At 56.5% G+C, this 22,171-nt stretch carries 20 protein-coding genes; 4 read left to right on the forward strand and 16 right to left on the reverse strand.

Going from position 1 to position 22,171, the window contains the following annotated elements; genetic code table 11:
* Positions 1-130: 130 nt before the first annotated feature.
* From ABIE64_RS00355 to ABIE64_RS00370, 4 genes are all read right to left on the reverse strand, one after another.
* Entirely contained in the window at positions 131-1,069 is a 939-nt protein-coding gene (locus ABIE64_RS00355) for a transporter substrate-binding domain-containing protein (RefSeq protein ID WP_354376306.1), read from the reverse strand.
* Positions 1,070-1,367: 298 nt separating this feature from the next.
* Positions 1,368-4,568, reverse strand: coding sequence for an efflux RND transporter permease subunit (locus ABIE64_RS00360; RefSeq protein WP_354376307.1), 3,201 nt, complete (start codon positions 4,566-4,568; stop codon positions 1,368-1,370).
* A 30-nt stretch (positions 4,569-4,598) separates the two neighbouring features.
* Positions 4,599-5,792 carry an efflux RND transporter periplasmic adaptor subunit gene (locus ABIE64_RS00365; protein ID WP_354376308.1) on the reverse strand — a complete coding sequence of 398 codons (1,194 nt, stop codon included), beginning with the start codon at positions 5,790-5,792 and terminating at the stop codon, positions 4,599-4,601.
* Between the two features lie 119 nt (positions 5,793-5,911).
* A complete protein-coding gene (locus ABIE64_RS00370; RefSeq protein ID WP_354376309.1) occupies positions 5,912-6,514 on the reverse strand; it encodes a PadR family transcriptional regulator in 603 nt (200 codons plus the stop codon).
* Positions 6,515-6,880: 366 nt separating this feature from the next.
* On the opposite strand from ABIE64_RS00370, the gene ABIE64_RS00375 reads away from it, so the two are divergent.
* The gene (locus ABIE64_RS00375) at positions 6,881-8,176 is read left to right on the forward strand and encodes a helix-turn-helix domain-containing protein (protein ID WP_071241009.1); all 1,296 of its coding nucleotides are present in this window, start codon (positions 6,881-6,883) and stop codon (positions 8,174-8,176) included.
* Between the two features lie 18 nt (positions 8,177-8,194).
* Here the strand turns inward: ABIE64_RS00375 and ABIE64_RS00380 are convergent, their stop codons facing one another.
* The 9 genes from ABIE64_RS00380 to ABIE64_RS00420 form a co-directional block, all read right to left on the reverse strand.
* Complete coding sequence (locus tag ABIE64_RS00380) at positions 8,195-8,374, reverse strand: hypothetical protein (RefSeq protein WP_354376310.1); 180 nt, start codon at positions 8,372-8,374, stop codon at positions 8,195-8,197.
* A gap of 232 nt (positions 8,375-8,606) precedes the next feature.
* Entirely contained in the window at positions 8,607-8,831 is a 225-nt protein-coding gene (locus tag ABIE64_RS00385; protein ID WP_007090508.1) for a hypothetical protein, read from the reverse strand.
* A gap of 4 nt (positions 8,832-8,835) precedes the next feature.
* A complete protein-coding gene (locus ABIE64_RS00390; RefSeq protein WP_354376311.1) occupies positions 8,836-9,255 on the reverse strand; it encodes a hypothetical protein in 420 nt (139 codons plus the stop codon).
* 78 nt (positions 9,256-9,333) lie between these two features.
* Positions 9,334-9,522, reverse strand: coding sequence for a hypothetical protein (locus tag ABIE64_RS00395; protein WP_354376312.1), 189 nt, complete (start codon positions 9,520-9,522; stop codon positions 9,334-9,336).
* A gap of 234 nt (positions 9,523-9,756) precedes the next feature.
* Positions 9,757-10,542 carry a 7-carboxy-7-deazaguanine synthase QueE gene (gene queE / locus ABIE64_RS00400; RefSeq protein ID WP_354376313.1) on the reverse strand — a complete coding sequence of 262 codons (786 nt, stop codon included), beginning with the start codon at positions 10,540-10,542 and terminating at the stop codon, positions 9,757-9,759.
* Positions 10,539-10,898 carry a 6-carboxytetrahydropterin synthase QueD gene (gene queD, locus ABIE64_RS00405; protein WP_231858329.1) on the reverse strand — a complete coding sequence of 120 codons (360 nt, stop codon included), beginning with the start codon at positions 10,896-10,898 and terminating at the stop codon, positions 10,539-10,541. Before queD ends, queE begins: the two co-directional genes overlap by 4 nt.
* Before the next feature lie 123 nt (positions 10,899-11,021).
* Positions 11,022-11,747 carry a 7-cyano-7-deazaguanine synthase QueC gene (gene queC / locus ABIE64_RS00410; RefSeq protein WP_354376314.1) on the reverse strand — a complete coding sequence of 242 codons (726 nt, stop codon included), beginning with the start codon at positions 11,745-11,747 and terminating at the stop codon, positions 11,022-11,024.
* 126 nt (positions 11,748-11,873) lie between these two features.
* On the reverse strand, positions 11,874-12,731 hold the full coding sequence (locus tag ABIE64_RS00415) for a class I SAM-dependent methyltransferase (RefSeq protein ID WP_354376315.1): 858 nt from the start codon (positions 12,729-12,731) through the stop codon (positions 11,874-11,876).
* A 135-nt stretch (positions 12,732-12,866) separates the two neighbouring features.
* A complete protein-coding gene (locus ABIE64_RS00420) occupies positions 12,867-13,484 on the reverse strand; it encodes a superoxide dismutase family protein (protein ID WP_354376316.1) in 618 nt (205 codons plus the stop codon).
* 389 nt (positions 13,485-13,873) lie between these two features.
* Between ABIE64_RS00420 and ABIE64_RS00425 the strand changes: the two genes are divergently transcribed.
* On the forward strand, positions 13,874-15,283 hold the full coding sequence (locus tag ABIE64_RS00425; RefSeq protein ID WP_354376317.1) for a hypothetical protein: 1,410 nt from the start codon (positions 13,874-13,876) through the stop codon (positions 15,281-15,283).
* Positions 15,284-15,351: 68 nt separating this feature from the next.
* Here ABIE64_RS00425 and ABIE64_RS00430 read toward each other — a convergent pair whose 3' ends face one another.
* Positions 15,352-16,023 carry a DUF5610 domain-containing protein gene (locus ABIE64_RS00430; RefSeq protein ID WP_354376318.1) on the reverse strand — a complete coding sequence of 224 codons (672 nt, stop codon included), beginning with the start codon at positions 16,021-16,023 and terminating at the stop codon, positions 15,352-15,354.
* A 386-nt stretch (positions 16,024-16,409) separates the two neighbouring features.
* Between ABIE64_RS00430 and ABIE64_RS00435 the strand changes: the two genes are divergently transcribed.
* Complete coding sequence (locus ABIE64_RS00435; RefSeq protein WP_354376319.1) at positions 16,410-19,412, forward strand: leucine--tRNA ligase; 3,003 nt, start codon at positions 16,410-16,412, stop codon at positions 19,410-19,412.
* An 84-nt stretch (positions 19,413-19,496) separates the two neighbouring features.
* On the opposite strand, the gene ABIE64_RS00440 is transcribed toward ABIE64_RS00435, so the two are convergent.
* Complete coding sequence (locus ABIE64_RS00440; protein WP_071240998.1) at positions 19,497-20,222, reverse strand: substrate-binding periplasmic protein; 726 nt, start codon at positions 20,220-20,222, stop codon at positions 19,497-19,499.
* 239 nt (positions 20,223-20,461) lie between these two features.
* Between ABIE64_RS00440 and ABIE64_RS00445 the strand changes: the two genes are divergently transcribed.
* Positions 20,462-21,751 carry a nucleotide sugar dehydrogenase gene (locus ABIE64_RS00445; RefSeq protein WP_071240997.1) on the forward strand — a complete coding sequence of 430 codons (1,290 nt, stop codon included), beginning with the start codon at positions 20,462-20,464 and terminating at the stop codon, positions 21,749-21,751.
* A gap of 12 nt (positions 21,752-21,763) precedes the next feature.
* Here ABIE64_RS00445 and ABIE64_RS00450 read toward each other — a convergent pair whose 3' ends face one another.
* Complete coding sequence (locus ABIE64_RS00450) at positions 21,764-22,129, reverse strand: MmcQ/YjbR family DNA-binding protein (RefSeq protein ID WP_071240996.1); 366 nt, start codon at positions 22,127-22,129, stop codon at positions 21,764-21,766.
* Positions 22,130-22,171 lie beyond the last annotated feature (42 nt).

The following is a 22,171-nucleotide window of genomic DNA, read 5'->3' on the forward strand; positions in this document are numbered from 1 at the left end:
ATAATTGCCGGTTTTTTGGGGGTTTTGATGATCGGAATGTGCATGGTTTTTCCAGCCCCCTTCATGTCATGTCAGTCACTTTAGGATAGGATGTGTGCGCATTCTGTCACCGGCTAAAGCGACGCTGATGCTATTTGGTTGGTTGCAGTAACGCTTCGAACTGTTTGGGATCAATGTATTGCGCGCGGGCCGAAAGGAACCATTCGCGGTCCTGGGGGGAAAGCCACGCGGCATAGAAATTTGTCCAGGGCATATCAGGATTGGCATCGACAATCTGGTTGATCCGGGTGATGGCCTGTTGTCCGACCGGTGTTTTGGCGCAACCGATTGTGGCTTCAAGCAGATTGGTGTTACCGCGGATTGGCAATGATTTGATCTGCTGGTGTGGTGTGACATCGCGGCGGTAAAATTCAGCTTCGGACGGAAAATAGAATATCCAGTCGATCCGCCCCATTGCCAGCAACTTTAGAAGTTTGCTGTCGTCGGCCACCGGCATGATTTGCGGGGCTTTGCGATATCGTTCGACATAATTGTCAATCAGCGCCCCGTAGGAGCGCCCGATCCGAAGGGCGGTGGCCATCTCCCGGTTTGCCATCAGCTGTGTAAGCTGAATATGACCATCTTCATCCATGAACGGTTTGAAATTCTGCTCGTCCCCGGCGCGGATAACGACTGAAATCGGCAAGTGCAAAAGAATGGTTTTGGCAAAGCTGATATAGTTGCGGCGTTCGTCGTTCGGGATCAGGGTGGTGCTGCATCGGGCATTGTTGTGCTCGTTTTCCGGGTTGCTGCTATCACGCATTTCTGCCAGAAGCCGTGCTAGGGGGACTTCCTGAATTCTGTGCTGATAATCCCCCAGTCGCGCAATAAACCAGTTCTGGGTATCTGCGGCATATCCCGTCAGTTTACCATCTTCGGAGATGAAGGCGGGCGCAAATGGCGGCACTGTCCAGATCAGTGTGTCTGGCACATCGGCATTGGCCGTTGCTGCCATAAAGGGCAGGGCTAAAAGCCCAGTCAGGCCGGAAATTGCACCACATCCAAGCCGGAACTTCATCCGCAATCCCATGTTCAGTTCCCGAGTTTACAAGGATCGTTATTGTTTTGTCGTCAGGATAGTACCCAACTCATTATCAAATTATGTAAGGAGTCCTATCCGAACGAAGGATTTATCCTATCACTTGGGGCGGTTGTGAAATGCGGTGAGTGCTCCATCGAACTATGTCCTGACGCTCTGGATTTTATGGTGTACCCCCCAAAAAAAAAGCGACCGGCCCCCGGTGCGTAGCTGGGGGCCGGTCAAACCGCGCGGCGGGGTCGGGGGGAATGTCGCGCGGTTTTTACTGTTATGTCTGGCGTGGTCTGGATTATGACCTATGGTCGGCAGATTGTGGCGTGCCGCCCTTGCCAAATCTATCCGCCATCCGTGCCTTTAGCTTCCGCCAGCCGATCCCCGCCTTGTGGCGCATCATCAGTGCGCAGGGGGTAAAGACCAGTGTCAGCACGGTGGCAAAGGCCAGACCAAACGCGATGGATGTCGAAAGTTGTACCCACCACTGGGTCGAAGGGGCACCAATCGACATGGAACGTTCGGCAAAGTCGATATTGATCTGTAACACCATCGGTACCAGACCAAGGATCGTGGTAACTGTGGTCAACATCACAGGTCGCAAACGCTGTGCCCCGGTTTGCAGAATCGCGGTTTCGATACTGTCCGCACTGTGTTTGAGCCGGTCGAAAGTATCGATCAGAACGATATTGTTGTTCACCACGATCCCGGCCAGTGCCACAACCCCGATCCCGTTCATAACGATGGAAAACGCTTGTCCCGTGATCATCAGCCCCAGGAAAACACCCGCCGTTGACATGATGATTGCCACCATGATCAGAAGCGAACTTGAGATGCTGTTGAACTGGGTGACCAGAATGACAAACATGATGAACAGCGCAACCGAGAAGGCATTTTTCAGGAAGTCCGCCGACTTTTGCTGCTCTTCATCCTGCCCCTTGAATTCGACCGAAACGCGCGGATCGATATCAAGGTTTTTCATCCATGCCTTGACCTCCTGCACCTTGCTGTCGACCAGGATGCCTTCGGCAACGTCGGCCTTGACGGTCAGGGCGCGGCGGCTGTCAACGCGTGACAATGTCCCGGTTTTGGGTTTTGCGGTGCGTTTGACGAAGTTGGCCAGCGGCACCAGCCCCTTGTCGGTCACGATCTGAAGGCTTTGCAATTCTTCAAGGGACCTGTGTTCGGCCGGGTAACGACCGACAATGTCGATTTCCTCGGTCGAATCATCCGGGCGATAGGTTGAAAAATTGATCCCGTTGGTCACCAGCTTGATCACATTGCCGATCTGGTTGATGTCCGCCCCGAATTTCAAGGCCTGCGCACGGTCAACCGTGTATTCCCAATCAATTCCCGGAGGCGATTTGCCGTCTTCGAAATTGTAAAGACCGCCCATCTCCTGCAATCCGGTCATGATTTTGGTCGCGGTTTCATCAAGTGCATCGGGATAAAGCGACCGCAACTGAATCTGGACATCCTTGCCTTGCGGAGGGCCTGCTTCGGCGGCACGAATTTCGATCTGCAAGCCGGCCAGATCGGCGGTTTCTTCAAGGATGCGATGTTCGATCTCGGTCGCCTTCGGGCGTTTCTGCCAGTCGGCATATTCAAGCTGGATGACACCGATCACGTCTTCGGGGGTGTCGTTGCCGCCGCTGCTTGCACTGCGGCCCGAACGGGCATAGACGGTATCGAACCAGTGTTCGCCTTCATGCTTGGCGTCAAGGCCAAGAATGCGATCCTCAACTTCCTTTAACAACGCATCCTGTTCGTAATAGGACATATTGCCGCGCGCACGGACCTGAACGGCGGCGACTTCGGGCTCGACTGCCGGGAAGAACTCCACCCCGCGACCAAACATACCAAATGCCGCCCAAACCCCGATCAGGATGACAAATGCCATCGGTACGACCAGCCAGTGGAACCGCAACGAGCCTTTAAGCAGACGGACATAAAAACCTGTTCCGCCCTCAAGATCGCGCAAACGATCCATCCGGCCCGCAGCAACCGCGTCCAATGCCTCGCTTGAGGCAGAGCCGGGCTTGCCAAACCATGCGCCAACCGTGGGCACAAAGATCAGCGCCATTACAAGCGACGCGGACAGGGTAAACAGAACCGTGATCGGCAGGAATTTCATGAATTCGCCGACGATATCGGGCCAGAATGCCAGCGGCAGGAAGGCGGCAAGGGTTGTTGCCGTCGATGCAATGATCGGCATCGCCATGCGTTTGGCTGCCAGCGGATAAGCCTGCTTGCGCGGCAATCCGTCAAGCATCTTGCGATCGGCATATTCGGTAACCACGATCGCGCCATCCACCAGCATCCCGACCGCCAGGATCAGACTGAACAGAACCACGATATTGACCGTCATGCCCAGTGCCCAAAGCACAAGGATTGCTGTCAGGAAGGAACCCGGAATGGCAAGGCCCACCAGAAGCCCCGACCGCCAGCCCAGCGACCAGATCACCACCACCATGACTAGCAGTATCGCAAGGATAACACTGTTCTGAAGGTCGGTCAGCATGGTGCGGATATCTGATGATTTATCTTGCGAATAGCTGACCGTGATATTGGGTGGGAAGGATTGAGCCGCTTCGGCGGTGACCGACTTTATGTGGTCAATCACATCAATGATGTTTTCGCCAACACGTTTGGAAACCTCGATCGCGATGGCCGATTGGCCGTTCAGACGGGCAAAGCTTTCGGCATCCTTGAAGGTCCGGCGGACTTCGCCGATATCGCGGAAACGGATGACCGAATCACCGTCAACGATAAGCGGCATGTCAAGGATGTCATTGACCGTTTCAAACAGGCCGGGAACCTTGATGTTGAAGCGGCCCGATCCGGTATCGATGGCCCCCGCGGCCACCAGCGCGTTCGAATTGCGCACCAGCGATACGATATCAACCCCGTTCAGGCGATAGCTTTCCACTTTCATCGGATCGATGACAAACTCGACGAGTTCTTCGCGGTCACCGGCAAGATTGGCTTCGAGAACCGCAGGTATACCTTCGATATTGTCTTTCAGGTCGCGTGCCAGACGCAGCAAGGTCCGTTCAGGCACATCACCGGCAAGGGTGACAACCAGAACCGGAAACAGCGACAGGTTGACCTCGTGAACTTCGGGATCGTCGGTATCGGTGGGCAATTCTGACTTGGCAATGTCGACGCGTTCGCGCACATCGGCAAGGGCGTCGTCGATATCAACATCGGAATAGAATTCAAGCGTGACCGAGGCGCCGTCCTGATAGGATTGCGATGTCATTTCCTTCACACCTTCGATGGTGCGAAGTTCCTGTTCCATCGGACGTAGCAAAAGCCGTTCGGCATCTTCGGGCGAAATGCCGTCATGATGCATCGACACATAAAGGACCGGGATCTGCACATCCGGGTCGGCTTCCTTGGGGATCGCGTTGTAACCCACCCAACCGGCTGCCAACAGCAGGATCAGGGTCAGGATAACGGTGCGCGAACGGTCAAGCGCAATATCAATGAGGGACATGTTTCTGTCTCCGGTTCCTCAATGCCACGCTTAACGCGCGACCGTTTCCTTGGGGGCGGGGGCCATGTTTTGTAAACCTTCGGGGGTATCGCCGGTTTCAATCCGGCTGACTTCGACCGTTGCGCCTTCCTTGACCCAGTCATGGCCGACCACGATCAGGTCGATCTTTTCCGGAAGGCCGCCAATCCAGATACCATCTCGGTTTCCGCCCTGAAGTTCGATCGGGTAAAACGCAACCTTGTTGCCATCGACAATGACGCGCACGCCGACCTGACCTTCGTCATTCAGCGTCAGGACCGACGGGGCAACGCGATGCGCCATTTTGGTGCCGATTGGAATTTGCAATTCGGATGTCATGCCATCGGGGATGCCAAGGTCGGTATTATCTATTTCGACTTCGACCCGATAGGTACGTGTCGAATTGTCCGATACCTGCGACACATAGCGCACGACACCATCGGCCTCGCGCCCATCAAACAGGGTGATATGCGCCAACTGGCCGGTCTGGACGCTGCCGATCGAATGTTCGGGGACATGGGCAACCACCAGCATCGGGTCGGCCTGGATCAGGGTCGCGACAGGATCGTTTACCGACAGAAGATCACCGATTTCAGCCGGGCGGTTTTCCACCACGCCGTCAAACGGGGCGCGAATTTCGGTATGGTTCAGTTCGATCTGTGCCAGTTTCAGGTCCGCCCGCGCTTCTTCCAGCAGGGCCTTGGTTTCTGCGACACCGGTTTTCGAACGGTAATTCTTTTCGGCAAGGCTTTTGGCCGCACTATTTTCAAGTTCGCGCTGGGCTACAAGGGCACGCGCCTTTTCCACGCGCGCAGCACGGTCTTCAACCGCCAGCTTGACCAGAAGATCACCCTTTTTCACGCGCTGGCCCTTGATTGCGCCGATTTCTTCGACCATGGCATCGACCTGGGCACGGATTTCAACGGAAACCACGGCTTCGGTGCGTCCGGAAATGCGCAGGACATCGACATGTTCGACTGCTTCGCTGGTTCTGACGCGGACCGATGCATGTGGGGCGTGCCCGGCCGAAGGAGACGTGGTCGGCACAGGCGCATCATCATTTTTCGCGACTTGCGCACCGTCTGCGTTCTCGACCACTGACGTCGGCCCTGTTTCGGCGGAATCGTCCCCGCCCAGTAATCCGGACCCAACCCAAAGTACCGCCCCGACGGCAAGTACGATGGCGATAAGGCGTGAAGCATTCATGGTTCTATTCCCTCAGATATGCCCAAACGGAATGCGTGTGGCACTTGATAAAGTGGCGCTTTGTGGTGAACCTTGCGGTTCTTGTTATTCTTGGTTCTGTTGTTATTGTTGTCGGCGGATCAGGCTTTACTGTCTTTGCGGGTTCGCAATTCCTCGATCAAACCTGATTTGTTTTCGCGGATGAATTTCAGTGTCGCCTCGCACATTGCCTGCCCAAGTCCGGCGACGAAACGGCAACCGGGGGTCGGCTGCCCGTCTTCATCGCGTCCATGGGTAAGTGGACATTTATCCTTTTGCGGATTGTCCGGATCGATATCGAATTTCATCATTTCGTGGCGGGCAGCGAATTCATCGATCAATGCCTCGGTCAGCTCGATGGGCAGTTCCTCGGCAAAGGTCAACATGAACAGAATATCGGACCGGTAACGATCCTCGCCCGGGCGGGTTTGCAACAATGTGCGCAGAAACGTTCGGCGGCCTTCGCTGGTCAGTTGGTAAACCTTTTTGTCGGGGCGATTTTCCTGTTCGCGTTCAACAAAGGTCACCATCCCGTCCTGGGTCAGCTTGGTCAGTGCCGGATAGATCGAACCCAGAGACGCGATCTGGAAATGGCTGAAAGTGCCATCTTCAAACATTTTGCGTATCTCGTATCCGGTTGCTTCACCACCCATCAGGGCGCCAAGGCACAATGTGCGTACATCCATATTCTGTTCGGTATCCATCCTGTTATGCGTCTCGATCCGATCATCGTTCCGGCGAGGGAAGATGCCAGAACAACTATATCATTTCGATATATATCGATTCTTAATATATCGGAATGATATAGTCAATTTATTGCACGTTTCGGTTTAATGACGACTGATAAGGGTAGTTTGTTACAAAACCTGGCGAGTGTTTTGATTTGGTTGGGATTAACCGCGCTTATCGTTGAAACAAACTGGCTTAATTTGTCCGGCCGGGCGTCCGGTTGTGCATCGTCGGACGCCGATTGTGTTTGTTCGTGCATATTGAAACGATATAGGACGACATTTACTCACCCCGGTAAGGGGACAATGCCGGGCACCGATCAAACGGGATAAAGCGCGTTTATGAACGATATATATGACTATCTTGATCTGTTTGTGGCTGTTGCTGGCATCGCGCAGGCAGCATTCCTTTGTCTGCTGTTGCGATCCGAAGGTGCGCGTGCGCTTCGCGCCAATCGCTGGATGATGCTTTTCCTTGCTGCTGTGGCGTTCAACCTGTTCGAAGATGTCGCAGAGGTTTTCTTTTCACAGCAAGGCTATCAGGTTGTCGAAATGATATTCATTCCGGCCAATTTCCTGATTGCCCCTGCTGTTTATCTTTACTTCCGCGAAGTTTCGGGCGTGCCGTCACGTCAGCCTTGGGTGCATTTTGTGTTGGCTGGGGTGGTTCTGAATCTCATGGCATGGTCGATCACCAATGGCATGCCCATTTCCGATGATTTTCAACATAGTTTTACTGTTCCTGCCGCCATCAGCAGTTTCTGCTGGTTTGCGATTTTCGCGCAGGCGGGAACTTATGTTTTGCTGATCTGGAAGGTGGCGCATCGGTATTTCCGTCAGGCACAGGAACAGCTCGGCGTGGATCGCAACGCGATGCGCCGCTGGATGGGCGTCATTCTTGGTGGTGTCAGCCTGATCTTCCTGACGGCCCTGATCGGTAAGATTGCCGCATTTTTCTTTGTTGAAGACCTGGCGATGTCGGGAACCGGGGTGGCATTTGTGCTGCTGCTGTTCGCACTCAGTTATGAAATCGCGACCCAGCCGGTTTTGTTTGTCATGCCCGATTGGCCGGGCGAAGGTGAGGTGGATGAAGAGGACCTGACCCAGCCAGTACAAGGTTCGGCAAACAGTGCTGTTGTTTCGGTGGCTCCTGCTGCGTCTTCTGCAAGGGGTTCCGACGCGGAGCCGATCTCGCGGCCGCTGCTTGACGGTGACGGTGTGGCATCCGCGCTCAGGCGGCTTGACGATATCCGTAAACGCGGTGACTTGCTGCTGGATCCTTTGGTTTCGCTGCCAAAACTCGCCCGTGCGGTGGGGCTTTCGCCCAATCAGTTATCCTATGTTTTAAACCATCATGTCGGGCAGAATTTCTTTGATTATGTCAATGGGGCCAGGATTGAGGAGGCGCGTGCGGTGCTGATTGCCGAGCCGGAGCGGACCATCCTTGATGTGGCGCTCAGTGTTGGTTTCAATTCGAAATCGACCTTCAATCTGGCGTTCAAGAAACTGACCGGGGATACGCCAAGTGCGGTGCGGGCAAATGCGCGAGCAGCGGCAGAAAACAGGCCGTCCGGAGTGACACCGGCTGGGCCGGCAGGGCCGGATGAGCAGGCCCGGACGCCGGACGTCGCACAATAGTGCAGGGTTGGCAGGATTTCACAACAGGAACCTGCCGACATGATCCGCCCCAGAAACCAGCAAAGCAACCATCAAAGAAACCTTTTCAAGCCCAGCACAAAGACCAGCGATAATACCAGTACCAAACCCAGCGATAATAATAATGGCCGAAGCACGGTTGCCTGAAAGGGCATCGTCACAAACGCCATCGATGGCCATGATGATGGCCTTCGGAATGTGCAGTGTATCCGCAAGCGGACCTTTCGGATCGGCGGCCTTATGATGCTTTTTCTGGTGATGACCGGACCTTAGCCCAGAATGGTCCAGAACAGGAATACCGTCACGGTCAGAAATGAAAGCGACCCGGCGGCCATTTTCATAAACTCGATCATCTTGAAGGACATTGATGGCTCCTTTTTTGGGGGCGCGAGATCAGGCGATATCAAAGGGGCTATCGCGGATTGGTCGGGGTGAAACGGGCCTGATAAAGCTCGTTCCCCAAATCATCAAACAGGGCGAAGGCATCTGGTTTTTGAGGCATGCCCGCCCCTTTCAAAAGGTCTTCGGCCTGCGCAATCGCAGCCTCGATATCGGGGGTAACGCAATCGATCCGGTTTAACCGTGCACGGGCGTCAGAGCCGTCATGCACGCGGAAAAACTCGATCCTGATCTGCATGATTTCATGGCGTCCTGTGATCGGGCTGGGAGGGACGTAAGGCAGGGCCGGGACCGGTCGTCGCGTGGCCGGGGTGATCGTCTTCCCCTGCGTCATCTGCGTCGCCGTGATCGTCATCTTTGCCAGTTGCACCGATCATCCGGGCGCGTTCTTCCTCGCGCAGGGGGTCGGCATCCAGGACCAGGGCGCTATCAAGAATGACGGGATCAAGAACCAGCACGCGTTCAAAGGTCGTTTTGCCATCGCGTGACCAGACATGCAGATTGCTCTGAACCTTTTTATAACTGCGCGTCGCGGCCATCAGATCAAGTTCTTCAAGGGTTTCGACCTCGTAAGTGCCAGCCTGAAACAGCTCGTCATATCCTTCCAGCCGGAACGGATGGAAAAAGGTGACGGTCCGATGCGTGTTGCGGGTGATGGTCATGATCAAGCTCCTTGCGCCTTCGACACAGGAACCAAAACCGACGGAGGGGGCAATCCCCCCGCCTGTTTGTGAAACCGGTTATTGTGGTGGCGCGGATGGCGCGGGGTTAGCGACCGGATTTTCTGCCTGTTTGACGGTTGGCGGACCTTCAAGCGGCGAATGTTCCGGCTGGGCCACCGGCGTATCGACCGGGCGGCCTTCCAGCGGTTCTGCGGGCTTTTGCTTCCCGGACTTCACATGGTTCAGTGAAAAGCTGCGAAAAGACATTTTGTCCTGCTTTCTGTTCAGGAGGGCAAAATAGACCTCCCTATTAGAAATGGTCAGAATGGCGCGCAAAAGCAAATCGCGGGCGGTCGCAACGCCTCGGAAAACCGGCTAATTATCTGATATTGCTTGTCGTCTGCAGGATGATTTATTTTCAATTTATGGTTTATTTTTCATGAATATATGCCCGCATAACGAATGTGGCGCGGGCTTTGCCGTGCAAGGGGCAGCGGAGAATCACACTCCGCGCAGGTTGCCCCAGACATGGACGTGCCATTGCGGCAGGACGCGGATGTTAAACCAGCCGCGTTCTGACACCTGATCAACCAGCCAGCGGTAGCGTTCCGTAAGGCCGTCTATATCAACGCCGTTAAGGCCGTCCGGGTGCGGTTCGGCGGGGGTGATGTTGACCGGTTGCAGGCAGACCGGGATATCGGGATGGCGTTTGCGGACATGGTCGGCAAACATCAGATCGGCATCGTCGCGGACCGGGAATTTAAGCGTGATTGCCGGGCCGTCAAACACACCATTGGCGCGCGCTGCCTCAATGCAGGCCGCAAGTGCATCGGGGTCGAAGTCGGTGCTGCTGCTTGGCGGTTTGGGGCTTAATGTCAGGTAATCAAGATCGGCAAACCAGTCGCGTGCGATGCTGCCCTGGGTTTCGATGGCAAAGGTAAAACCATCGCGTTTGCCAAGCGCAATCAGTCCGCCCAGGGGCTGGATCGCCGGGTTGCCGCCCGAAAGGGTGACAAGGATCGGCTTGCCACCCGAAAGGGTGCGAACCCGATCCATGACCTCGGCCGCCGTATTCGGTTTCCAGTCGGCGCGAAAGGCCTGATCGACGGCGTAAAGCGTGTCACACCATGAACAGCGAAAATCACATCCTCCGGTGCGGACAAACACCGTCGGCATGCCGATCAGCGCACCTTCGCCCTGTACGGTCGGCCCGAAAATTTCCGATATGCGGATTTTATCCGTCACAAGCACTGGTTCAAGTTCTGGCGCAAGTTCCGTCCCGCTCATGGCCGGTATTCCGCCCAGGTTTTTGGGGTTTCGGAAACCCGTACCGCACTGACTTCGGGCCAGCGGTCATGCGCCCATTCGTAAAAGAACAGGGCAAGCCGTTCGGCGGTGGCGTGATCGTGGCCAAGGACCTCGTTCAGGTGGCGGTGATCAAATTCGTCATCAATCATTTTCTTGAGCGGGCCGAGTTCACGGTAATCGCGCACGAACCCCCGCGCATCAAGCTCCGCACCGCGAAGCTCGACTTCGACAATGTAATTATGCCCGTGCAGGCGCGCACACGGGTGATCGGCATCAAGCCCGGCCAACTGGTGGCTGGCGGAAAAGGCGAATTGTTTGGTAATGGTAAACATCATAATGGCTTTCGATACGGCGCGCCCGTGCCCGCGATATGGCGGAGGGCTTGCGACCGGGTTGGTTTTGTCTGGCTAGGTCGGTTGCGTGTGGTGATATGGTCTCACGCACAGTCGGGTATCCACTTAGTTCCCGGAAGCCCCAAGGCTGCGCGCCATATGCTCCGCCCTTGCCTGTTTCCAGTAATCGCGATCCACATAAACCGTTGGATCGGGCACACGGGCAAGCTCAAGCGCCTCGCGCCGCTCCACACAGGTGCCACATCGCCCGCAATGGGTTTCACCACCCTTGTAACACGACCATGTGCGATCAATTGGCACGCCAAGCCTCCCGGCCTCGGCGGCGATATCGGCCTTCGACCCGTGGAGGAACGGCGTATAAAGCGACACGTCGCGCACACCTTCAAGGGCGTGGTTCTGCATGATCTGGAACGATTTGATAAAGTCGGGACGGCAATCGGGATAGATGAAATGATCCCCGCCATGAACCGCGGCGGCAACCGCATCTGCCCCGGCCGACGCCGCAGCCCCGAACGCCACCGCAAGCATGATGGCATTGCGGTTGGGCACCACGGTGATGCGCATGGTTTCCTCGGCATAATGGCCGTCGGGCACATCGATATCATCAGATGTCAATGACGACCCGGTCAGCAATGCGCCAACCGGCGTCAGATCGACAATGTGATGTTTGACGCCAAGATCGCGTGCGGCACGCGCGGCGTAATCAAGTTCCTTTTTATGGCGTTGGCCATAATCGAACGAAATCAGGGAATGCAGGTTGTGCTCGGCCGCAACCTTATGGGCCAGCGTGACGGAATCCAGCCCGCCAGAGCAGACGACAATCGTCTTCATATGTCATGTCTTTCGTGTTTTTAACCTGGTGCTACGACAGGGGAAGGAAACATCCCTTCCAAGGCGCGCGGTTTGACACGAAGGTTTGCGGAAATCAAGGGAAAAACGCCGCTTTTGGGGGCGGTCTTACCCCTTCACCCCGGCAAGTACATGAAAACAAATCGGAACCTGAAAATGCCCGTCCGTCACATAAGGACGGAGAGCTTCGAACATCGCGGCATCAATCGCCCCGCGTTCCGCATCCGACGCTTTGCGCAATTGCGGACCAAACAGCATTTCCATCTGCGGCTTCCAGAATGCCGCGCGTTCCGGGATGCGCCCGGCGGGATTATGGGTGGTGAGGGTGACGTCGCCAAACCCGGCGCGTGCCATGCGCGCGGTGGCGGACGTGGGATCGGCAAAGCCAAACAGATCAAGCCCCGCATCGGCAAACCCGGTGCCCAGCATATTGCCCAGAACCCCATCCATGGCGGCAAATAACGGATTATCGACTAGCGGTGCCCACAACATGAAAGCCGCCCGGCCCCCACTGCGCAAAACCCGGCTGGCCTCGCCAAGGGCGGCATCGGGATCATGGCAGAACATCACGCCAAACCGGCACGAAATGGCATCCATTGTGCCGGTGCCAAAGGGCAGTTTTTCCATGTCAGCGGCAACCACCGACAGATTGCCAATCCCCTCGGCCCCGGCGCGCTCCGCCAATCCGGCACACATGCTCGGCACGATATCGGATGCGATCACTTGGCAGTGCAGGGCGGGATCACCATCACCATTATCTCCGGCATCGGCTAGCATCTGCGCAATCCCGAATGCCGGTTCCCCAACCCCGGACGCCAGATCAAGCACGGTCAATCCACGCTCGTCGGCGGCACGCGCCAAAGTCGGCAGATCGAGTGCGTCGATCAGATGCCGGTTGATCTTCTGTGCTGCGGGGGCGAGTTGATCAGCCCAGTTCAGCCAGTCTGATGATAAGTGGTGCCACACGTTAAAATGCTCTTCAAAATTAAGGAGATGAAACTATTGGATATAAACCTAGATGGTTGCAAGATGTCTGGATTTACTAGGAGCTAGTTTCTTTTGAAAAGCGGAGCAACGTTTGAGTGGCGCATGATTCGTCTTCTATTTAATGACCGCGCAAGCAATCCGGTCCCCTGCATCGCCTGAGGGCTGGGATTTATAGTCGTCGGCGCCGGCATGGATGATGACGGCCTTGCCGTGAATGTCGGTTTCGCCGGTGCCGTCAAAGCGCACGGCGTTATTGAGAATCTGGGCGTAAAGTTCGCCCTTGTCATTGACATACTGGTTCATCATGTCGCCCGCATGCGGGCCGTCGGCGAATTCGTGGCCGTGGGATTTGTTCATCGGGTTGAAATGGCCGCCGGCGGATTTAAAGCCGCCCTGCGCATCGCATTCGCCGTTTTCATGGATATGAAACGCCACCCACTGACCGGGCGGGAGGTCGGTAAGTGCGATCTTCAGGATCGCGGCATCCGGCACGCCATTGACCGTCAGCGTCCCGATTTCCGTACCATCCGTATTGATAAAGTTTGATTGGGTTTCCTCGCCCGCCTTGGCATGGCCGGGGACAAGCGCCATCGCAGCACCAAGGGCAAACAGGGCCGCCGTGGTGGCCGCAGTTGCCGGTGCCGTGCGGCGGGTGTCGCTGGCATCGGTGGCTGCGGCGGGGATAGCGGCAGTACGTGATTTGGAGCGGCAGATGTTTTCGCGATGGAACATGGGAAATCCTCTGCTGTTGCGGGCGGGTCAGTGGGCGGCATGGTGCAGGTTTGGCCGTTCTTTGAAAACCTGTCTTTGTAAAACCGGTGGGACCGGGTTTTGTTCCGTAAATCTTTGACCTGTTGGTTGAATTGCGGCCGGAGTATTGGCGGGGTTTGAGGCTATTTTGTGGGACGATGGGGTCGATCCCGCGTGGGAGCGCGGGGCGGCATGGACTCCCGCCTTCGCGGGAGTGACGAAAGGGGAGCGGGGAGTTCGGGAGTGATTGTGACGACGGCAAGTGCATGAGGGAAAGGCCGCCGTCACAAGGGCGGGTCTGGGAGCGTCAGGTTTGAGGCGGCGCGGGCCGCCGTATCACGGCATAACCAGACGGAGTGCAGGCGCAGACCATGGCAGAGGAGAATGACCGGCAATCTTCGGGGGCTCCGGCACGGCCGCCGTTATCTGGTGCATCTGGCAGCGGCGTAGGCGCAAAAGGATTGGGAGATCTGATCCGGCGTGCTCTGTTTGGCCGGGTTTTATATGTTCGCGGGGCGGCGATTTTGGGCTCTGTCATGCTGATCGGGTTGGTGGTGGTTCTGTATGTCGGGTTTGTCGTGACCCTGTTCGCCGGATTTACCGCCGATATCCAGCGCGAGCTTCTGAGCCGCGAGCTTGAGCTAAGCTCGCCCGGTGATCTGGAGCGGCTGGTGTTTCAGGGCTATCACGAGGCGCAGCTTAAGGGCGACATCCATGCGATGCGCACCGAAATCCGGATGCTTGACGCAAGCGGCCTTGCTGCCGCCCGGCACGGATTGGCCCTGCGGCAGGAGGCGATTGCCGCGTGGCGGGCGGCGTTTGATCTTTATGCCGGATTGGGGGCGGTGGTGGCCGAACAACCGGGCAGGTTCGACCCGGACTTTCGCATGGCTTATCTTGGGGCGCTTAATCAGGCATTCGCCTTTCTGGCGCAAAGCGATTTCAGTGCAGAGGACGGGCGACCATCGCCCGATAATGCGCGCACCGACGAGGGCAAGGAGGTGATTGCCAACCTGGATAATGCCCTGTCGCAGATGGCGCTGGCCCCCGGGGTAAACGAGGGCTTTGCGACCGATATCCGCACCCGGATTGAGGCGATCAAAAATGCGGTGATGAGCTTTGGCGAGAAGGCAGCGCGCGCCCAGGTGGCCTGGGCCAATATCACCGCCGAACAGGCGCAGGCCGACCGGCTGCGCGCCAGCCTGAGCGCAGAGCTTGCCGACCTTAGAGAAGAACATGCCGCCCTTTGGGCGGACGAGGATGCGACAGATGAGGGCGGGCGACGGTCGCTGGTCGCCCTGTTTCAGCAGCCGCTTGGCGGGGTATTGTCGCTTCTGCTTCAGATGCCTGGGATCGTGCTTACGCTTTTGGTGACGGTGGCGGCAGGCGGCCTTGGCTCCGTCGTCAGCTTTACGCGTCGCTATCGCCGGGTCGGGGTGGCGGATGTGGCGGACAGGGATGAGGATGGGGCAGAGGTAGCAGAGGTGGCGGTGGTGGCACCCGAAACCGGCTTTGCCGCCGCAGGCCACCTGATGGTGATGACGGGGGAGGGGATTGCGGCCGCCATCGCGATTTTCCTGTTTACCGAGGCCGGGATGCTGATGGTGACCCAAGGCGGCCCGGACGGATCAGGCAATATCGAAATCAGCGCGTTTCTCGTGACCTTCATGGCGTTTGTGTCGGGCTTCATGGCCGAGGATGCGTTTAACAAGATACAGGATGCTGGCCGGAAGCTGTTTCGCGTTGGCGGCGATGACGGGCCGGGGGCGGCGGGGATGTGAGGGCGCAAAACAAAACCGGCAGGGGATGTGCCTGCCGGTTTGGATGGGTGAGGCTATGATCGCGAAGATCAGATCGCGGAAGTGCCGTAACGCGGGGCGTTACGCTGCGCATTGGTGCCGGCCTCGGCATAGGCCTGACTTGCCTGTGCGGTCTGGGTGATCTGCGACTGGAGCACCTGCTCATCGCGTTCCGGCGTTGTATCGGCCGCTTCCTTGGCCGGGCTGCTTTCAAACAGTTCGGTCAGGCGGGCTTCGATGGATTTCAGGCCTTCATTCAGGCGGTCTTCGGTTTCGTTGATATTGCCATTGATCGTGTCATTGAGCGCGCCAAGGCCGTCAAGGAAGTCGCGGGCCTGTTCCAGACCCTTGGCGATGCCCTCGCTGGCCTGATCGAAAATCTCGCGGGCTTCTTCGGGGCTGTTGGCGTTCGAAGCGATCAGATCACCGACACGGGCCAGAATGCGATCAGCAACCGCTTCGGGGGTGTAATCGGTGGGATCGACACCCTCGACCGAAAGACCGGTCGAGGCCAGGCTTTCATTGATTGCCGAGACGATCTGATCGGCGGACAAAAGATTGGCCGATTGCGGGGAAAGCGAGACCGAGGTTGCGTTCTCAAACGGGGAAACGGACGTGTTTGACCCGGATTTCGAGTCGTCATTACCGGGCAGGTAAGACTGCGCGCTGCGGCTTGAGCCGTTGGTCGCCTGCGATGTCAATCCGCCGATAGTGATATCCATGCCGTCCTCCCTGGACGCGGGTTGTGGGTGTATAAGTCCTTGATCGGGCTTGATACACGGTGATTTCCTGATGGCCTGCTCGGGCACCTTCTTGGTACGGATCGCGCGCCGGAAGTCTTTAGGTGCGGTTAGTATCGCACAATCAGGGCGAAAAGGCCATAGCCAGTTATATAGGTTCGGTTGGGCGATGTGCAAACCCGCCATGCGTGATGCGCGGGTTTTCGGGCTTGCATCCGGGCCGGTTGTGGCGGTTATCCTGCACTCTGATATTGCAACAGGGGCCAAGCCCGATTATTGAACAGGGTTTGGTTAATCAGAATTGATGATCCGGATCGTGTCGAGGTTTACTCCGCATCCGGTATTTTGAGCTTAGGAGCTGTTTGACGGTGGCGAACTATCAGGAAAGTGCGCGCGAATTTGAAAAGCGCTGGCAGGATTACTGGCGGGAAAACGATACCTATCGTACCCCCAATCCGGGCGATGCCGATTTCGACGCCGCCAAAAAGAAAAAAGTCATCCTCGATATGTTCCCCTATCCAAGCGGGGTCGGTCTTCATATCGGTCATCCGCTGGGCTATATCGCCACCGACGTCAAGGCGCGGTTCGAGCGCATGCGCGGCTTTAACGTGCTGCATTCCATGGGATTTGATGCGTTTGGCCTGCCGGCCGAACAGTTCGCGATCCAGACCGGCCAGCATCCGCGCATCACCACCGAAGCCAATATCGAAAACATGCTGCGCCAGTTGCAGGTGATCGGCCTTGGCCATGATCCACATCGTCGCTTTGCATCGACCGATGTCGATTATTACAAATGGACGCAGTGGATTTTCCTTCAGCTTTTCAACAGCTTCTATGATCCGACCGTCGAATGGAAAGGCCCGCAGGGGCAGACCATCACGGGCCGTGCCCGCCCGATTGCCGAGCTTCGCGGGTTGCTTGAAAGCGGGGAATGGCTGTTGGACGAGGACGGTGTGCCGCAACCGAAATCGCTGATTGGCGAGGGCACGAAGGCAGAAGGCAAAGAGATCGACCGCGCGATTGATCGCGGGCGTCTGGCCTATGTCGATGAGGTTCCTGTCAACTGGTGCCCGATGCTGGGTACGGTCCTGTCGAACGAGGAAGTCACCAACGAAGGCAAGTCCGAACGCGGTGATTATCCGGTTTACAAGCGCCCACTGAAACAGTGGATGTTGCGGATTACCGATTATGCCGACCGGCTGGTGGGCGACCTTGAGGGGCTTGACTGGCCCAATGGCGTTGTCGAGATGCAGAAAGGCTGGATCGGTCGTTCGGTCGGCGCGCGGGTCAATTTCCCGGTGGCATTGGCCGATGGCGGAAAAGACAAGATCGCGGTCTATACCACACGCCCCGATACGATTTTCGGCGCGACCTATATGGTGCTCGCCCCCGAACATCCGCTGGTTGATGCACTGACGACAGCCGATCAGAAGGATGCGGTTGCTGCCTATCGCGCCAAGGTCAAATTGGCCGGTCCGGTATCGTCCAAGGACGAAGCCAACCGCGAAAAGACCGGCGTGTTTATCGGGGCTTATGCGACCAATCCGGCCAATGGGCAGCAGATCCCGGTCTGGATTGCCGACTATGTCCTGATGGGATATGGCACCGGTGCGATCATGGCGGTCCCGGCGGGTGATCAGCGCGATTTCGAATTTGCCCATAAATTCGGCCTGCCGATTGTCGCGACCACCAAGCCGTCGGAAAGCTGGCTTCGGGCCAATGCACCGGATGATGCGGCCGATCTTGACGATGCGGCCTTGCTGGCGCGCTATGAAACCGCACCGGGCGATTTCAAAATCGCGCAGACCGATGTGGGTGATACGATCAATTCCGCCAATGACGAGGTCAGCCTGAACGGGCTTTCGACCCCGGATGCCAAGGCAAAAATCATTGAGTGGCTGGAAGCCAAGAATATCGGCCGCGGTCGGGTGCAGTACAAACTGCGTGACTGGCTGTTCTCGCGCCAGCGTTATTGGGGCGAACCGTTCCCCGTACTGTTTGATCAGGAAACCGGACAGGTGCATGGCGTGGCCGAGGCAGCCCTGCCCGTCGTCCTGCCGGAAATGACCGATTTCAAACCGCAATCGAACGAAGACCCGAATTCCGAACCAGAACCGCCGCTGGCGCGTGCCAAGGAATGGATGGAAGTCACCGGGATCGTGCTTTCCGATGGTTCGGTCCTGCCGGTGGATGTCGCGGTGGGGTCGACCCACAGCCATGCCGGTGCGGATTACGAAGTGCGTTCGTTCCGTCGTGATGCGAACTCGATGCCGAACTGGGCCGGTTCGTGCTGGTATTATCTGCGTTATTTCGATGCAAAGAACGATCAGGCCTTTGCATCGGATGCGGCAGCGGCCTATTGGGCCAACACCACCGACGAGAATGGTAATGCCAAGCCCGGTGCGGTCGACCTTTATGTCGGCGGGGCGGAACATGCGGTGCTGCATCTTTTGTATTCGCGTTTCTGGCACAAGGTGCTCTTTGACCTTGGCTACGTCGCCACACCCGAACCGTTCCAGAAGCTGTTCAACCAGGGCATGATCACGGCCGATGCCTATACCGACGCGCGCGGCGTTTATGTCGACATCCATGATGTTGAAATGCGCGATGTTGACGGTAAAAAGCAGCCATTCAATGCCAAGACGGACGAGGCACTGATCACCGTTCCGGGCAAGATGGGCAAGCGCTATAAAAACGGCATCCCGCCGGAAGAAATTTGCGATCAGTATACGATTGATACCTTCCGGACGTACGAGATGTATATGGGGCCGCTTGACAGCTCCAAACCGTGGCAGTCCGATGCGATTGTTGGCATGATGCGTTTCCTGTCCAACGTCTGGAAGGTCGCAACCCAGATGGAGCGCACAAGCGACGTCGATGGCAAAATCGAAACGCTTTTGCATAAAACCATCGCCAAGGTGACCAACGACATCGCTGAATTGCGGCTGAATACTGCGATTGCGGCATTGATCGAACTGACCAACGCCATGACCCGCCAGAATGCGGTGCATGACGATCATGTTCGTGCGCTTGCCCTGATGGTCGCGCCCTTTGCGCCGCATCTGGGCGAAGAGCTTATGAGCCGTATGGCAGAGGCCGAATTTGGTTCCAAAAAATCGGTGATCAAGTTTGACTGGCCGGTATTTGATACAGAAAAGGCCAAGGACGACGAATTTGAAGTCCCGGTTCAGGTCAATGGCAAAAAACGCGGCTCGATCATGGTGGCGGCGGATGCCGATCAGGCAACGGTCGAGGCAATGGCAAAGACCGATGAAAATGTCGCCCGCCATCTTGAAGGCATGCAGATCGTCAAGGTGATCTATATCGCCAAGCCAACCCCGAAACTGATCAATATCGTGGTCAAGGGGTAAGCCCAGCCTTAAGCGACAATGATGATGAAACGGGGTGCGTCAGATATGGCGCACCCCGTTTGGCATGCGGGGATCGTTGGCTGTTTAGCGGGTGGAACCCGGAAGTGAGGGGAGGCAGTCGTTACGCCAGCTTTCAGGTGGCAGATCACGTTCGAGCACGGAAATATCGGGTAAAACGTCGCTTCGTCCGAAAATTCCCGCCAGCGTTCCGTCACACAGCATGTCGTAAACAGCCCGGTTAAATATGGCGCGATTTTCAATACCTTCGCGGTTGGCCTGAAACAGGGAAAAGACATTTTCCGTTGTGAGCGGGATGTCGAGAGTATCGATAACCCCGGCAAGTCCGAGCTGATCGCGAATGTGAAACCCCGAAGACCTCTCGATGATGGCAGCATCAAGCCGGTTGTTGGCAATCATGCTCAGTAAGGAATGGTCGCTGGGAACCCGTTCGAAATCGACATCCTGACGATTGGTGATGGCGGGTGGATAATGATAGGCCGAAAGCCCGACCCGCAATCCGGCCAGACCGTCGGGTGAGGTGATCGCGTTCTGACCAAATTGGCCCGGTTTGTAGAAAATCAGATTCTCGCGCAGGTAATACGGCACGGATGCCAGCGAAACCGGTAATTCGCTAAGCGACGGGAAGGCACCCAAGGCATCGTATTCGCCGACAATAAAGGACTGTACCGCTCGGCGGGGTGGTAGAATATCAATGATGATTTCCTGACCGGTTCGCGCGGCCACTTCTTCATACATGCGAATGAATGTCCCACGCGCCGGACTTTCGGCCATCATCGGGATATAAGGCATTACAACGCTTATGCGCGCAGCTCCTGCCCGGCCTGTGGCGGGCATTCCAGCAACAAGACAAAACAGGAAAAGGCAAATCAGATAGGGGATTTTATGCATGGATAACAGTCTGATTTCGGATGCTTGCAGGGTAGCACATATTTTTTGATTGCCTAAACCGGATGCTGTTCCGTCTTTTATTGACGATTGTATGTGTGCTGGCTAGAAGTCAGGCAGAATTCAATTTCAAGGGTTGAGCAATGAGCCACGGTCGCAAGATTTCGGTTATCGGTCTGGGATATGTCGGTTTGCCTGTAGCGGTGGCCTTCGGGACGGAGATCGGCGGAACAGTCGCGTTTGATATCAACAAGTCGCGCATTTCGCAGCTTAAGGCAGGGCATGACGCAACCGGCGAGGTTGATGATCCTGAACTGGCAGCCGCCGATTTGCTGCTGAGTGATAATCCCGAAGATTTGCGTCAGGCCGATTTCCATATCGTGACTGTGCCGACCCCGATTGACAAATCAAACCGTCCTGACCTGTCGCCGTTGCGATCTGCATCGAAAACGGTTGGTGCAATCCTTAAGAAGGGCGACATCGTTGTTTATGAAAGCACGGTTTATCCGGGCGCGACCGAGGAAGAATGCGTGCCGATCCTGGAGCAGCTTTCGGGGTTGAAGGCGGGGATCGATTTCACGGTGGGTTATTCGCCTGAACGCATCAATCCTGGAGACCGCGAACATCGCTTTACCACCATAACCAAGGTTGTGTCGGGGCAGACGCCCGAAACGCTTGAAATCGTTGCGGCGGTTTATGGATCTGTCGTCAAGGCTGGGGTCCACAAGGCACCGACGATCAAGGCCGCGGAGGCCGCCAAGGTGATTGAAAATACCCAGCGCGATCTGAATATTGCGCTGATGAACGAACTGTCGCTGATCTTTGATCGGGCGGGTATCGATACCCGTGATGTTCTGGATGCCGCGGGCACCAAATGGAACTTCCTGCGCTTTACGCCCGGCCTTGTCGGCGGGCATTGCATCGGGGTTGATCCCTATTACCTGACCCACAAATCAGAGGAACTTGGTTATTACCCGCAGGTGGTTCTGGCCGGTCGTCGGGTTAATGACGGCATGGGCGAGGTTGTCGCAAATAAGGTCATTCGGGCGTTGTTGCGCGAAGGAGCGACCAAGAACCCGACTGTGACGGTGCTTGGCCTGACCTTTAAGGAAAACGTGCCCGACATTCGAAATACGCGCGTGATCGATATCATCCGCTCGCTCGAAGATGCCGGGATAAATGTTCAGGTCCATGATCATCATGCCGATACCGAGGAAGTTCTGCATGAATTCGATGGTCTGAAATTGTGTGGTGATGCCGACCTGAAACCGGCGGATGCCGTCGTGCTGGCGGTGTCACACCGGGAATATGTTGCCAAGGGTTGGCCGCTAGTGGAGGGGCTTTTGAAGGATGGCACCGGCTTCGTTGCCGATGTGCGCGCCATTCTGCCGCGTGACGACGTGCCCGCAGGCATCGACCTTTGGCGGTTGTAAAAGCCGCGCCGTTTATTCCTGATACAGATTAAGCTCGCGCTGCATCTTTTTGGTCAGGCCGCGCGAGACGATTTTGTGGGATTCTGCCAAATGGTCACGCAGGTTCGCATCATCAAGTCCCGGTGCGTCATAATGCTGGATCCATTTCATCCCGCGCGAGGCAAGATACGGGGCAGGGCGCAAACCGGGTTGTTCCTTTAAAACCTCGTAGGCGATGTCGGATACCTTGAAGGTAATGCCAAGCGTATGGCCCTTGGTCCAGCCGCCAATCGCAAAAACCTTGCCGCCGACTTTCCAGACATCCGCCCCGCCCCATTGCACGACATGCGTTGTCACGGGCAGCGATTGGCAAAATGCGTTGAATTCATCGCGGGTCATGACGGTATCTTTCACGATTGAGGCTTGCAGGATATTTGGGCA

It is taken from the genome of Thalassospira sp. MBR-102 (assembly GCF_040549275.1).
Taxonomy (GTDB): domain Bacteria; phylum Pseudomonadota; class Alphaproteobacteria; order Rhodospirillales; family Thalassospiraceae; genus Thalassospira; species Thalassospira xiamenensis.

Coding starts and splice junctions, on each gene's coding strand:
- ABIE64_RS00390 (WP_354376311.1), bottom strand. CDS start 9,255: ATGACCATCACCCGCAACACGCATCGGACCGTCACCTTTTTCCATCCG.
- ABIE64_RS00355 (WP_354376306.1), bottom strand. CDS start 1,069: ATGGGATTGCGGATGAAGTTCCGGCTTGGATGTGGTGCAATTTCCGGC.
- ABIE64_RS00370 (WP_354376309.1), bottom strand. CDS start 6,514: ATGGATACCGAACAGAATATGGATGTACGCACATTGTGCCTTGGCGCC.
- ABIE64_RS00440 (WP_071240998.1), bottom strand. CDS start 20,222: ATGCCTTATATCCCGATGATGGCCGAAAGTCCGGCGCGTGGGACATTC.
- ABIE64_RS00430 (WP_354376318.1), bottom strand. CDS start 16,023: ATGGATATCACTATCGGCGGATTGACATCGCAGGCGACCAACGGCTCA.
- ABIE64_RS00380 (WP_354376310.1), bottom strand. CDS start 8,374: ATGGCCATCGATGGCGTTTGTGACGATGCCCTTTCAGGCAACCGTGCT.
- ABIE64_RS00375 (WP_071241009.1), top strand. CDS start 6,881: ATGAACGATATATATGACTATCTTGATCTGTTTGTGGCTGTTGCTGGC.
- queD (WP_231858329.1), bottom strand. CDS start 10,898: ATGATGTTTACCATTACCAAACAATTCGCCTTTTCCGCCAGCCACCAG.
- ABIE64_RS00395 (WP_354376312.1), bottom strand. CDS start 9,522: ATGTCTTTTCGCAGCTTTTCACTGAACCATGTGAAGTCCGGGAAGCAA.
- ABIE64_RS00420 (WP_354376316.1), bottom strand. CDS start 13,484: ATGTTCCATCGCGAAAACATCTGCCGCTCCAAATCACGTACTGCCGCT.
- queE (WP_354376313.1), bottom strand. CDS start 10,542: ATGAGCGGGACGGAACTTGCGCCAGAACTTGAACCAGTGCTTGTGACG.
- queC (WP_354376314.1), bottom strand. CDS start 11,747: ATGAAGACGATTGTCGTCTGCTCTGGCGGGCTGGATTCCGTCACGCTG.
- ABIE64_RS00385 (WP_007090508.1), bottom strand. CDS start 8,831: ATGCAGATCAGGATCGAGTTTTTCCGCGTGCATGACGGCTCTGACGCC.
- ABIE64_RS00360 (WP_354376307.1), bottom strand. CDS start 4,568: ATGTCCCTCATTGATATTGCGCTTGACCGTTCGCGCACCGTTATCCTG.
- ABIE64_RS00450 (WP_071240996.1), bottom strand. CDS start 22,129: ATGACCCGCGATGAATTCAACGCATTTTGCCAATCGCTGCCCGTGACA.
- ABIE64_RS00445 (WP_071240997.1), top strand. CDS start 20,462: ATGAGCCACGGTCGCAAGATTTCGGTTATCGGTCTGGGATATGTCGGT.
- ABIE64_RS00425 (WP_354376317.1), top strand. CDS start 13,874: ATGGCAGAGGAGAATGACCGGCAATCTTCGGGGGCTCCGGCACGGCCG.
- ABIE64_RS00365 (WP_354376308.1), bottom strand. CDS start 5,792: ATGAATGCTTCACGCCTTATCGCCATCGTACTTGCCGTCGGGGCGGTA.